Here is a 12,582-nt window from a genome sequence, read left to right on the forward strand (position 1 = left end):
TGATCGATGCACGCATCGAATAGTCGCGTCGGGAGAACAAGGGCCGGGTCCACCGGCTGAACTGCGTCGCCCGAGGGCTCTGATGGCCGGACGGCAACGCGAAGCGAAATGACGACCCGGAACGCCTGAACGGAGGCGGGACCGGTCAAAGAAAAGGACGGGGCAAGACCATGCGGATTGAGCGGCGCCACACCACTTCGGGACAGTCACCTTACGCCGGGATCGAGTTCCGGCTGACCACGTCGGAGATTCGCAATCCCGACGGCTCGGTCGTGTTCAAGCTGGATAACGTCGAGGTCCCGACCGAATGGTCGCAGGTCGCCTCCGACGTGCTCGCCCAGAAGTATTTCCGCAAGGCCGGCGTTGCCGCGCGCCTGAAGAAGGTCGAGGAGGAATCCGTCCCCTCCTTCCTGTGGCGCTCCGTGCCCGACACCGATGCCCTTAGCCAGCTCCCTGAGAAAGAGCGCTTCGTCAGCGAACTCAGCGCAAAGCAGGTGTTCGACCGCCTCGCCGGCTGCTGGACCTATTGGGGCTGGAAGGGCAAGTACTTCACGACCGACGAAGACGCCCAGGCCTTCTACGACGAGCTCCGCTACATGCTCGCCATGCAGATGGTCGCGCCGAACTCGCCGCAATGGTTCAACACCGGCCTGCACTGGGCCTATGGCATCGACGGCCCCGGCCAGGGCCACTATTACGTCGACCCCTTCACCGGCAAGCTGACCAAGTCCAAGTCGGCCTACGAGCATCCGCAGCCGCACGCCTGCTTCATCCAGGGCGTCGGTGACGACCTCGTCAACGAAGGCGGCATCATGGACCTCTGGGTCCGCGAAGCCCGCCTGTTCAAGTACGGCTCCGGCACTGGCTCCAACTTCTCGCGCCTGCGCGGTGAAGGCGAGAAGCTGTCCGGCGGCGGCCGCTCGAGCGGCCTGATGAGCTTCCTCAAGATCGGCGACCGCGCCGCGGGCGCAATCAAGTCGGGCGGCACCACGCGCCGCGCCGCCAAGATGGTCGTCGTCGACGTCGATCACCCCGACATCGAGACCTATATCGACTGGAAGGTGAAGGAGGAGCAGAAGGTTGCTGCGCTCGTCACCGGCTCCAAGATCAACCAGAAGCACCTCAAGGCGGTGCTGAAGGCCTGCGTGAACTGCGAAGGCTCGGGCGACGACTGCTTCGACCCCGAGAAGAACCCTGCCCTGCGCCGCGAGATCAAGCTCGCGCGCCGTAGCCTCGTGCCTGACAACTACATCAAGCGCGTCATCCAGTTCGCCAAGCAGGGCTACAAGGACATCCAGTTCGACACCTACGACACCGACTGGGACAGCGAAGCCTACCTCACGGTTTCCGGCCAGAACTCCAACAACTCGGTCTCGCTGAGGGACGACTTCCTGCGCGCCGTGGAAACGGATGGCGACTGGAACCTGAACGCCCGCACCTCCAAGAAGGTGACGAAGACGCTGAAGGCGCGCGACCTCTGGGAAAAGATCGGCTACGCCGCCTGGGCGTCGGCCGACCCGGGCCTGCACTTCAACACCACCATGAACGACTGGCACACCTGCAAGGCGTCCGGCGACATCCGCGCGTCGAACCCGTGCTCGGAATACATGTTCCTGGACGACACCGCCTGTAACCTGGCGTCCGCGAACCTGCTGACCTTCTACAACACCGAGACCAAGCGCTTCGACGTCGAAGGCTACGAGCACCTCTGCCAGCTCTGGACCATCGTGCTCGAAATCTCCGTGATGATGGCGCAGTTCCCGTCGCGCGCGATCGCCGAGCTCTCCTACGAGTTCCGCACGCTGGGCCTCGGCTACGCCAATATCGGCGGCCTGCTGATGACCATGGGCCTGCCTTATGACTCCAAGGAAGGCCGTGCGCTCTGCGGCGCGCTGACCTCGGTCATGACCGGCATCACCTACAAGACCTCGGCCGAGATCGCCGCCGAGCTCGGCACCTTCCCCGGCTACAAGAAGAACGCCGCGCACATGCTGCGCGTCATCCGCAACCATCGCCGCGCCGCGCACGGCGAGGCTAGCGGCTACGAGGCGCTCTCCGTCAACCCGGTGCCGATGGACCTCGTCTCCTGCCCGCAGGCTGATCTCGTCAGCCACGCCCAGGCGGCCTGGGATGCGGCGCTCCAGCTCGGCGAGCAGCACGGCTATCGCAACGCCCAGACCACGGTGATCGCGCCCACCGGCACGATCGGCCTCGTCATGGATTGCGACACCACCGGCATCGAGCCCGACTTCGCGCTGGTCAAATTCAAGAAGCTCGCCGGCGGCGGCTACTTCAAGATCATCAACCGTGCGGTGCCCGCAGCGCTGCGTGCGCTCGGCTATCGCGAGAGCGAGATCGCGGAGATCGAAGCCTACGCCGTCGGCCACGGCTCGCTCTCCAACGCGCCCGGCATCAACGCCTCGACCCTCAAGGCCAAGGGCTTCACCGATGAAGCCATCGCCAAGGTCGAGAAGGCGCTGCCGACCGCCTTCGACATCAAGTTCGCCTTCAACAAGTGGACCTTTGGCGAAGACTTCATCCGCGACCAGCTCGGCATCGGTGCCGAGGCGATCGCGGCCCCCGGCTTCGACCTGCTCCAGGCCGTGGGCTTCACCAAGCGCGAGATCGAGGCGGCCAACGTCCACATCTGCGGCGCGATGACGGTGGAAGGTGCCCCGCACCTCAAGGCGGAGCACTATCCGGTGTTCGACTGCGCCAATCCCTGCGGCAAGATCGGCAAGCGCTATCTGTCGGTCGAGAGCCACATCCGCATGATGGCGGCGGCCCAGCCCTTCATCTCGGGTGCGATCTCCAAGACCATCAACATGCCGAACGACGCCACGGTCGAGGACTGCAAGTCCGCCTACATGCTGTCGTGGAAGCTCGCGCTGAAGGCCAACGCGCTCTATCGCGACGGCTCCAAGCTCTCCCAGCCGCTCAACTCGCAGCTCATCAGCGACGATGAGGACGAGGACGATGCGGTCGAGAGCCTCTACGAGAAGCCGATGGCGGCGCGCGCCACCCAGGTTTCCGAAAAGATCGTCGAGAAGCTCGTCGAGCGCATCATCGTGATGCGCGAGCGCGAGAAGATGCCGGATCGCCGCAAAGGCTACACCCAGAAGGCGGTCGTCGGCGGACATAAAGTCTATCTCCGCACCGGCGAGTATGACGACGGCCGTCTCGGCGAGATCTTCATCGACATGCACAAGGAAGGCGCGGCGCTCCGCTCCTTCATCAACAACTTCGCGATCGCGGTCTCCCTCGGTCTGCAATACGGCGTGCCGCTCGACGAATATGTCGACGCCTTCACCTTCACCCGCTTCGAACCGGCGGGCCCCGTGCAGGGCAACGACAGCATCAAGTACGCGACCTCGATCCTCGACTACGTCTTCCGCGAGCTCGCGGTGAGCTACATGTCGCGCTTCGATCTCGCCCACGTCGATCCCAACGAGACCGGCTTCGACGCGCTCGGCAAGGGCGTCGAGGAAGGCAAGGAGCCGGACGAGCATGACCACTCGCACACGACCGCAAGGTTCGTTTCGAAAGGTCTCACTCGCTCTCGAACTGACCGATTAAGTGTGGTCGCACGCGCACCTGGCGCTCCAGCCGTAGCACATGCGGTAGCTTCTGCAGTAGCCGAACCCGAGACTTCTCCGGTCAAGCTCGGATTCACACGCCTAGATACTAAAACGGCAGCTCGAGAAGAAGCTCGGGCTAGAGGCTACGTCGGAGAAAGCTGCAGCGAGTGTCAAAATTTCACGATGGTGAGAAACGGCACTTGCCTCAAATGTGAGACTTGCGGAAGCACCACCGGCTGCTCCTAACAGGATGGTAAATGGAGTTTACCGACCATAAGGTACCGTTCCGAAGCGAGGATTTCATCGCGGCAATTGCGATGAAGTGCTGGCACATCGGAACGGTGCCTGGGTCGAAGCAAGTCGACTTAAAGGTCATCCTAACTGAACTCGAAGCACACGGCGTAGAAAGCCTCGTCCAAATCCGCGGAATGAAGCGGAAAGGCCGCCTGCGCATCGAGATAATTGACGACGACGCCGGAAAGTATCCGGCGTATGTCACGTTCAGCCCGCGCTTGACTCTGCATGTTAAGCGCACCGTCTGGACAAGATTCCAGCAGGGCTACAGCGAGGAGCGGGTCATAATTGCTCACGAGATCGGGCACATCTTACTTCACAGCGATGACGCAAAGCCGTTCTTGAGAGACCCAAGCCTACAGATTCAATTTGCCGAGAACGAAGATTCGGCGGAAGGCCAGGCAAACCTCCTTGCTGACCACCTGTTAATCCCCAATCACATCGGGCGGTCAATTCCAGACCCAGCCCGACTCGCGTTCGCGTGCAACGTTCCCGACCGCTTCGCATTTGAACGGCTAGATTCGATCGGGCGCATCAAAGAGCGACTTTCCGTCGTCGACAATTGCGAACCATGCCCCGCCTGCGGCGACTTCGCCGTCACCACCGAAGGCGGAAGAAAGAAATGCAAATCCTGCGAACGACAGCGAACCCCGCACGATCGCTTCGGCCAATAACAATATCGGCACAGCAAGCACAGCCCCGAATGAGCGCGCGGACATAGAAGCTTTCGGTGGATAACTGCCGCTTGGACTGCCGACCTAGGTTACGCTACTGCCCTCCAAGATGATTCGCCAATTTGGAACTCCGGTGATGGCCATAGCTGCGCTGACTTGCGCCTCTCGAAGGCAAACGGCACGACGCTCTGTCCTGAGTCGCGCAACTAAAACCACATGGTGGAAGCGTCCAAATGTCGCCCCCTCGCTCACTCGCAAGAAATGACGCGACCCTTCTCGACTGGTCCCTGGTCGAGAAAGGCATTTCGAATCGGCTCGACTCATCCCCAAGTCGCGAACACGCGTTTCATAGCTATTTGCTAGAGAACGTCTTCAACATACTTCCCGACGCTGCCGATGACTACATTATAGACGGCGGCTTCGACCGTGGGATCGACTTCATAATTGTCGACCACGAGAGTCGAACAATTGATTTAGCGTCAACCAAGGTTGTCGCAAGCTTCAAGAAATCTCAAAACAACTTTCCCGGCGCAACAATCGACAAGGTCATCTCTTTCGTTGACGACCTACTCCACCGCCGTGACACACTGCTCACCGATTGCAATCCTCTTCTCCGCCTCAAGGTGGAGGAGATTTGGGATGCGCTTGAGCACGACACTTACGAAATTCGGGTTCATCTTTTTTCGAATCAGCGACCGTTGGGTGGCCCCGAAAGGGAACGGCTAGAGACTCACCTATCCCGCTGCAATGTTGGACTCTTTGAGAGGCACCTCTACGAACTCTCTCACGGAGCGATTCGCGCATCGAAACCTCGCCTTGTAAAAACCATCAAGGCGAATGCCGAGAATAGCTTCGAATATAAGGAGGAGCGTGCCCGCGCATTCGTCGCCAGACTTGACCTTACAGAGCTGCACGAATTTCTCACCGACCCCAACGGTAAAAACTTCGACGAACGCTTGGTTGCTCAGAACGTACGTTACTTTCTGGGTAGCAGCATTCCAGTTAATCGCGAGATTCGAGAAACTCTTGTTGGCGGACGGGCGAGCGAATTTTCCCTTCTAAACAACGGCATGACCATAGTCTGCGATCAAATGATCATGACCGCAGGAGGGTGCTTCCCAATAAGGTTAGTAAACCCTCAGATCGTCAACGGTGGACAGACCGCGGTTGTGATTCACTCTGTCGGAACGTCTCCTCCTCGAAACTTCGCTGAAGGCTCGATAAACATCAAGATTGTTGAGACCTCAGATGCGGATCTCATCGAACGGATCGCGATCGGAAGCAATACACAAAATCGAATATTCGGGCGCGACTTGCGCGCAAATGACGATGTCCAGCTACGGCTCGCTTCGTCGCTTAGCGCTCACGGATATTTCTATCGACGCAAACGCGGTGAGCAAGCACCCCATCCACGCATGCGAATAATCGACGCGATAAGGGCTGGCCAACTTATCTTGGCTTACGCGATCGGCGAGCCATCAAAAGCGAAGACAGGCACGAATGAGCTTTTTGGAGATTTGTATGAGGCGATATTCAATCCGAACAAGATTTCGGCCGATCTCGTAAAAGCTGCCTACGTTTGCTTCGAGAAGATTCAAGATCGAAAGCGGACCGCGCTGGCATATCAGCGGCAGATCACTCGCCGTTCATTTGACGAGGCTTGGATCATCGAGGGCGCATTTCATGTCCTGTTCGTCGTTGGTGAATTGATCCGCCGCAAAGGGCTAGACCTAGCTGACGCCGACTTGGCGATAGCGGAGATCGATTTCGCATTCGATGTAGTCGAGCAGTTGGTGCAACTTCACCCGAAGACTTCTGCCTATCGGCTATTTCGGCTTGCCTCGTCAAAAGAGCATCTTTTGGCTCTGCTGCCTAATATCCATGGCCGGCCAATTGTGCCACATCAAATGAACCTACCGTTGTAGAAGTCCCGACCCTAGTGAACGGACCAGATGACTCTTGATCAAATACTAACGATAGGCGTGGTCGGATTTTCTATTGCAGCGGGTGGGGCGTGGCTGCGTTCGGCAACCGGAAAGATCAAAGCACCGCGAGCGGAGGACGGAGCGGTGAGCTTCCAAGCGTCGCTTGGAGATGGGCCCCGCGAATACCAAATGATAGTCGATGGCGTCGATCTATTGCCAACTATTGCACTGCAATCTCGCTGGAACGCACGCGCCGCCGCGGCGGCGTGCGCGGCTGCGCTTCTCCAAGCTTGCCAAGCAACTATGCACTGGATCTGACCTGTGGGCTCGAGCCCGTACCCCATCACCCGTTGCATGCTGAATTTCGCAAGGGTACGACGCTCGACCTAGTCTCCAAGCTCCATGCCAAGCAAACGCAGACGCCTTCTCCGTACCCTTCGCAGCGTTCGACGAGGTATTCGATGGGCACGAAGAAAGTTCGCGCAAGGTCCGCGCGTGGTTGGGATGGCGACAAGCGCCGCGACTTTGCTCGCAGCCGTCTCCCTCCTGAACATCACCTATCACTTCATCCGCAAACCAACCGAACTCTTCGTCCTCCTCGGCAACGCTCTCGACAAGGAGCCCGCCGAGACCTGGCGACAATACGCCCCCCTCTTCCGCACCTATTCCACCGCGACGATCTCGCCCGAATTGCTGGCCGCGCTGACGCAGGTGGAGAGTTCTGGCAATCCGGTGGCGCGGACCTATTGGCGCTGGCGGTGGAGTTTCAATCCGCTGGCGATTTACAAGCCCGCCTCCAGCGCTGTCGGGCTCTTTCAGATGACCGATCCGGCCTTTGCCGAGGCCGCGCGGTTCTGTGTCCGTGGCAATGCGGTCACGCAGACCGGCTGCGGGTCGAGCTTCCTCTACATCCGCGTGATCCCGAGCCATGCCGTCGAGCTGGCCTCGGTGTATCTGGACCGACAGGTGGCCATGGTTCTCACGCTCGCGGGCGACGTGAAGGCGGGCGCGCAGCAGAAGCAGGATCTGGCGACCTTCATCCATCTCTGCGGTGCCGGTCCCGCGGCGGCCTATGCGCGGCGCAAGTTTCAGATGATCGCGGGCGAACGCTGCGGCGATCACCTTGTCGCGGCCTATGTCGCCAGGGTCAACACGATGAAGCGGCAGTTTGTGCGGCTGGCGGCGGAGGATTCGTAGGGTGGGTTAGTCCGGCAGATGCGCGAAGCGCGTCTGGCGGCGTAACCCACCTCTTTCGTTTCTGCAGAAACAGAAGTGGTGGGTTACGCCTTCGGCTAACCCACCCTACGCGCTTTCGCGCAGTCGCGGGGCTAACCCACCCTACGTGCTGCGCCGCGCAGCAAACACCTCCTTGGCGGCGAACAGGCCATTCAGCGCCGCGGGGAAGCCCGCATAGACGGCCATCTGCATCATGATCTCGGTGATCTCGTCCCTGGTCAGCCCGACATTCAGTCCCGCCTCGATATGGACTTTCAGTTGCGGCGTTGCGGTCCCCATCGCCGTCAGCGCTGCGATGGTTGCGATTTCGCGGGCGCGCAGGTCGAGGCCGGGGCGGCTATAGATGTCGCCGAACGAAAACTCGAAAATGTAATTGGCGAAATCGGGGGCGATGTCCGCCAGCGCGGCGATGACGTTGTGGCCGGCCTGGCCGTCGATGTCAGCGAGCGCCCGCTTGCCGCGTTCCAGCCGGCTTTCGCCGGCGCTCGGGGATTGATGCGTCATAGTCCTTCATCCTCATTTTCACGCCGGCGTATCCGGCGATCTTGGTGTCGAGGACGACAAGGCAGGCTTGCAGATCGGCCAATTGAGCGCGAACGCGCTCGCGGTGCTGCTCGAGCAAGACGCGGCGTTTCGCTTCCGTGCCGGCGCCACGCTCCCGCAGGGCCGCATATTGCAGCATGTCCCGAATGGGCATTCCGGTCGTCTTGAGACGGCCGAGAAATTCCATCCAGGTCAGGATCGATGCGTCGTAGTCGCGTTGGCCCGATGGGTCCCTGTCGGCGTGGGGAAGCAACCCGATCCGCTCATAGTATCGGATGGTGTAGGTCGTCAGTCCCGAACGCTTTGCCAGTTCGCCGATCTTCATGAACGCCCTTCTTTCGTCACGACGCACGGGAAGCTACTGGTTAGAGCGCACTCTAAGTCAATAGGGAAAAATGCTGCGGCTCGCGAGCGTTTGCGGCGGACGATGACAACTCAAACGTGAGGAAGGAGCGTAGCCCGGATGGAGCGAAGCGAAATCCGGGGTCGTGCCTCGAGCGGCGCTGGTCCGGATTGCGCTTCGCTTCATCCGGGCTACAGGCGTCTCCCCTCCCCGCCATAATTTTACCTCTGCACACGCGTTGTGTCTGATGGCGGCGAGACCTATCCTTCCCAAGATCGGACTGCCTCTCATTGACGCCCGACCGGATGGAGAGCGCATCGGTGCCTGAGACGAACGACCCTAAAGCTGATGCCGGCAAACCTGATGCAGGCAAGCCCGAGACCCCCAAGCCGGACGAGACGCGCGCCGACGGCGCGCTGGCGCGGGCCCTGGACCGGATCAAGAGCACTCAGGAAGACCTGGCGCGGCTGGACCGGCTGGTTTCCGGCATGGAACACGACAGCGAAAGCAAACCGGCTGCGCATGCAGGTGCCGGCGCAACGGCTGCCGCCGCTTCCGCGCAGAAAGACACCAGACTTCCGGATACCAAGCTCGTGGCCGTCCGCGCTCGCGATCAAGGCTTGCGGAAAGATCCGGCCATGATGCGCGCACTGGTCATTCTCGTGCTCGCGATCGGCCTGCTCGGCGCCGCCGTCGCGTCGCAATATCGCGACGAGGCCAAGTCGATCTTCGCGCGATTGGCTCCGCCGCCCGCGAGCGAGCCCCCAAAAGCCACCGCGGTGGAAACCCCGGCGCAGCCGCAGGCCGTGCTGCTGGCTGCCGCGGACGGGCCGAGCCCGGTGCCGGCGCCCCCGGTCGCCAAGGACACCGACGCCGCTCCGAAGCCTGCCGCCACCGCGCCCGACCCGTCATCGTCCGAGCTCGCGCAATCGCTCAAGGCCATCACGGGCGAGCTTGCCAACATCAACGGCAAGCTCGAGCAGCTGAAGAGCCGCAACGAGCAGACCCAGCGCGAGCAGGCCGACACCATCCAGCAGCTCAAGGCGGCGCAGGAGAAGGAAGCAGCGGACAATGCCCGCCTCGCCGCGCAGGTGCAGTCGCTGCAAACCCAGCTCACCAAATCACCCGCGCCTGCAGCAGCGGCCGCGCCTGCAGCGGCCGCAAAACCCGTCGTGCGCAGCGTGAACAGCGAACCGGCCGCGCGGCCCCGGCCGCCGCCGTACATCCCGGAGGCCGCCCCCCGTCGTCCCAGGCCGCCGCCGCGCTGGATGCCGCCGCCCTATATGGGCGACCCCTACGAGGATTGGTGAGCCCGCGAGGCTCGGGCGTTGAACGCGCGCCTCCTCCTTCGAGACGACCGCGGGGCCTGTCATCGGGCCGCGCTTAGCGCGGACCCGGTGGCGGTCTCCTCAGGATGGGGCCAAGCGGCATCGGCGCTCGTTGAAACTGCTGCCGCGAACTAAGTCCTCATCCTGAGGGCCCGCCAACGGCGGGCGTCTCGAAGGATGGCCACAGCCAGCGTAGCCTGGATTACGCTTCGCTTATCCGGGCTACGGGCATTAACGGCGACGCGTGCCGAGATGCCGTAGGGTGGGCAAAGGCGCGCCAGCGCCGTGCCCACGAAATCGTCCCGATTTAGCTTTGGTGGGCACGCTTCGCTTTGCCCACCCTACGATTTCTGAATCTGAACTGCCGCTGGATGCAGGGCTACCGCACGTGACATTTTGCGCCACTTGAACGCGCGCCTCGTCCTTCGAGACGACCGCTTTGCGGTCTCCTCAGGATGAGGCTAAGTGGCATCGTCGTTCGTCGAAACTGGTGCCGCGAACTCGACCCTCATCCTGAGGGCCCGCCAACGGCGGGCGTCTCGAAGGATGGCCACAGCCACCTGGTCAGCTCACCACCAATACGGCCAGCGCCACGCTTCGTAGCGGATATACGACGGCACCAGCGGCGGGCCGTTGGGATCGACGCGGTCGTCCTCGGGGCGATAGCGATAGCGCGGAACGATGTAGTAATCCCACGGCGTCGGCCGCAGCACGGGCGCCGTGACGATGAGCCTCTCCTGCGGTGCGCGAACGACGACGACCTTCCGCGTCCGGGCTTCGGCACCTGACGTTACGAGGCTGCTCAGCGCCAGGGCCGTTCCGAGCGCACAGGCGAGCGTGAGTTTTGTCATGCTTCGGTCTCCTTCGCCGAAAGAGTGCTCAAGGAAGCCTTGTTAGGCAAGTCATTTCGTTTTCGATTTGCCTGAATGAACGCTGCCGGCTTCATGCGGATGCGCCCGCCGCGCAATCCGCCAATGCGCTACTCGCGCTGAACTTTTTTGGTCCCCGGCCGTTCTCTGTGACAATGGAGGACGGCGACAATGTTCGATCTGCGGGCTGTGGTGATCGCGGCAAGTTTCATCCTGGCGTCCATCGCGGTGGCGGCCGCCGACAGCGCGCAGGACCAGCCCGCGAGGGTGAGCGTACCCGCGGCCGGCACGCCCAGCGAGGCGCGCCCGATCCGCGTCGTGCTGCCGGCGCCCTGGGAGCCGGCCCCGGCCTCGTCAGGCACGCAGGCGATGGTTCAGAAATAAGCTCTGCGCTTACTCGCCGCGCTCCTCCCCGAGCAGCGCGAGCGCGCGCGGAACCTGATCGCGGTCCGCAACCAGCACATATTCCTGCTTCGCAAGGCTGGCGCCGCTCGCGACCACGACCGCCCGTTTCGGGCAAAGTCCAAAACACCCGGTCATGACAAGCTTGGCCGGCTTGGTGCCGTCGCGCCGCGCCGCCTTCAGTTCGGACTTCAGCGCGCGCCTGACATCGCTGCCTTCGTCGCTGCGCTTGAGGCACTTCCGGCACACCAGGACCGGCGCCGCGCGGCGCGGGCGCACGACCATGGGACTTCCAGTCTTCGGGGACTTTTTGGGCATCGCGGACCTATATGGGATTGCTCTCATATAGGGATGGAACCGCGATCCTGCCGCCGCGTGCGACGCCGCAGCGTGAATGAACATGCCTTACGGGCGCCTTACGCGCGCGACTTGCGCAGCGCCTGCTCGAGCTTCGTCCTTTGCTTGTCCCAACGCGCCTGCTCGGCCTCGGCGCGGTCATCGAGCGCGGCGCGCGCGGCCTCGATCGCCTCCGCCCGCATCTCGTGCTCCCGCCTCGCCTTGTCCAGCGCAGCCTGCGCTGTCGCGACCGCCTTGTCCCGGCGCGCGCGCTCTGTCGCGCGGGTGGCCTCCTCCTTCCGGCGCTCGGCCTCGCGGCGCCGCTCTTCCTTCTCGAACGCAGCGGCGGCCTCGCGCGCCTGCTTGCCGTCGGTCTTGCGCGATGCTTGCGGTGCGGGCTTGGCCGCCCGCCGCTTCGCGCGCGGCCGGGCATCGCCCTCGGCGAGATCGGTCGGCAGCTCCGCGCTCTCGGTGAACGCCTTGTTCGACCCGACCGGACGCCTCAGCACGATTCCGGGCTTGGCCATGGTCGCGGCGACCACGTCGGGATCGTCGGTCTCCTTCGCAACGCCCTGGTGAAACAGATTGGAGCTGGCGCCCCAGGCCGCAAGCGCCGCCTTCATCGAGGGCGCGGCGACGGCCTGGTCGTAGAAGCCGAGCGAGGTCTGGTAGGTCTTCAGCTGTCTCGTGGATGTCTTCGGCATCTCGCCCCGCGGCCCAGCGACGCTGTCTGCTCCCCGCCGTCGCACGGGCGCCATCCTGTCAACATACCCCTGTTTTGCCCGACAGCGCAAATGCCGTTCGGTATCGCCGAAGTCGGCCCGACGGGCAGGCGCGACTCCCCGGGATTCCGACTGACCCGACGGGTCACCATTTCGGACTCGCCGAACTTTGAAATCCCTGGGGTTTTCTACTGTGCATGGGGTTGTTTTCGACGTTTTGGTTTGGACGGTACCTTCGCACTACGCCGGAAATATCTTGCAGCATCGCCCGATACCTTCCGCGGAACTTTCGCTTGCTTTGCGCCGCAACGAACCTACGGTGCGGCGCGCTC

At 62.4% G+C, this 12,582-nt stretch carries 11 protein-coding genes; 6 read left to right on the forward strand and 5 right to left on the reverse strand.

Going from position 1 to position 12,582, the window contains the following annotated elements; translation table 11 throughout:
• Positions 1–170: 170 nt before the first annotated feature.
• The 4 genes from A7X65_RS08455 to A7X65_RS08470 all read left to right on the forward strand — a co-directional run bounded on the left by A7X65_RS08455 (position 171) and on the right by A7X65_RS08470 (position 7,668).
• Positions 171–3,824 (forward strand): vitamin B12-dependent ribonucleotide reductase, encoded by a 3,654-nt coding sequence (locus A7X65_RS08455; RefSeq protein WP_063683793.1) that lies wholly within the window; start codon positions 171–173, stop codon positions 3,822–3,824.
• 11 nt (positions 3,825–3,835) lie between these two features.
• The gene (locus tag A7X65_RS08460) at positions 3,836–4,546 is read left to right on the forward strand and encodes an ImmA/IrrE family metallo-endopeptidase (protein WP_063683795.1); all 711 of its coding nucleotides are present in this window, start codon (positions 3,836–3,838) and stop codon (positions 4,544–4,546) included.
• Between the two features lie 233 nt (positions 4,547–4,779).
• On the forward strand, positions 4,780–6,471 hold the full coding sequence (locus A7X65_RS08465; RefSeq protein ID WP_082884861.1) for an AIPR family protein: 1,692 nt from the start codon (positions 4,780–4,782) through the stop codon (positions 6,469–6,471).
• 402 nt (positions 6,472–6,873) lie between these two features.
• The gene (locus A7X65_RS08470) at positions 6,874–7,668 is read left to right on the forward strand and encodes a transglycosylase SLT domain-containing protein (protein ID WP_063683798.1); all 795 of its coding nucleotides are present in this window, start codon (positions 6,874–6,876) and stop codon (positions 7,666–7,668) included.
• Positions 7,669–7,809: 141 nt separating this feature from the next.
• On the opposite strand, the gene A7X65_RS08475 is transcribed toward A7X65_RS08470, so the two are convergent.
• Both A7X65_RS08475 and A7X65_RS08480 read right to left on the reverse strand, forming a co-directional pair.
• Complete coding sequence (locus tag A7X65_RS08475; RefSeq protein WP_063683800.1) at positions 7,810–8,211, reverse strand: carboxymuconolactone decarboxylase family protein; 402 nt, start codon at positions 8,209–8,211, stop codon at positions 7,810–7,812.
• On the reverse strand, positions 8,147–8,575 hold the full coding sequence (locus A7X65_RS08480) for a MerR family transcriptional regulator (protein WP_063683802.1): 429 nt from the start codon (positions 8,573–8,575) through the stop codon (positions 8,147–8,149). The genes A7X65_RS08475 and A7X65_RS08480 overlap by 65 nt, the downstream gene beginning before the upstream one ends.
• A gap of 308 nt (positions 8,576–8,883) precedes the next feature.
• On the opposite strand from A7X65_RS08480, the gene A7X65_RS08485 reads away from it, so the two are divergent.
• A complete protein-coding gene (locus A7X65_RS08485; protein ID WP_347336374.1) occupies positions 8,884–9,903 on the forward strand; it encodes a hypothetical protein in 1,020 nt (339 codons plus the stop codon).
• 587 nt (positions 9,904–10,490) lie between these two features.
• Here A7X65_RS08485 and A7X65_RS08490 read toward each other — a convergent pair.
• A complete protein-coding gene (locus tag A7X65_RS08490; RefSeq protein WP_063683805.1) occupies positions 10,491–10,772 on the reverse strand; it encodes a hypothetical protein in 282 nt (93 codons plus the stop codon).
• Positions 10,773–10,961: 189 nt separating this feature from the next.
• Between A7X65_RS08490 and A7X65_RS08495 the strand changes: the two genes are divergently transcribed.
• Entirely contained in the window at positions 10,962–11,174 is a 213-nt protein-coding gene (locus tag A7X65_RS08495) for a hypothetical protein (protein ID WP_063683807.1), read from the forward strand.
• A gap of 9 nt (positions 11,175–11,183) precedes the next feature.
• On the opposite strand, the gene A7X65_RS08500 is transcribed toward A7X65_RS08495, so the two are convergent.
• Entirely contained in the window at positions 11,184–11,477 is a 294-nt protein-coding gene (locus tag A7X65_RS08500; RefSeq protein ID WP_347336375.1) for a hypothetical protein, read from the reverse strand.
• A gap of 131 nt (positions 11,478–11,608) precedes the next feature.
• A complete protein-coding gene (locus A7X65_RS08505; RefSeq protein WP_063683811.1) occupies positions 11,609–12,232 on the reverse strand; it encodes a hypothetical protein in 624 nt (207 codons plus the stop codon).
• Positions 12,233–12,582 lie beyond the last annotated feature (350 nt).

Origin of the sequence: Bradyrhizobium stylosanthis, from assembly GCF_001641335.1 — a bacterium.
GTDB lineage: Bacteria > Pseudomonadota > Alphaproteobacteria > Rhizobiales > Xanthobacteraceae > Bradyrhizobium > Bradyrhizobium stylosanthis.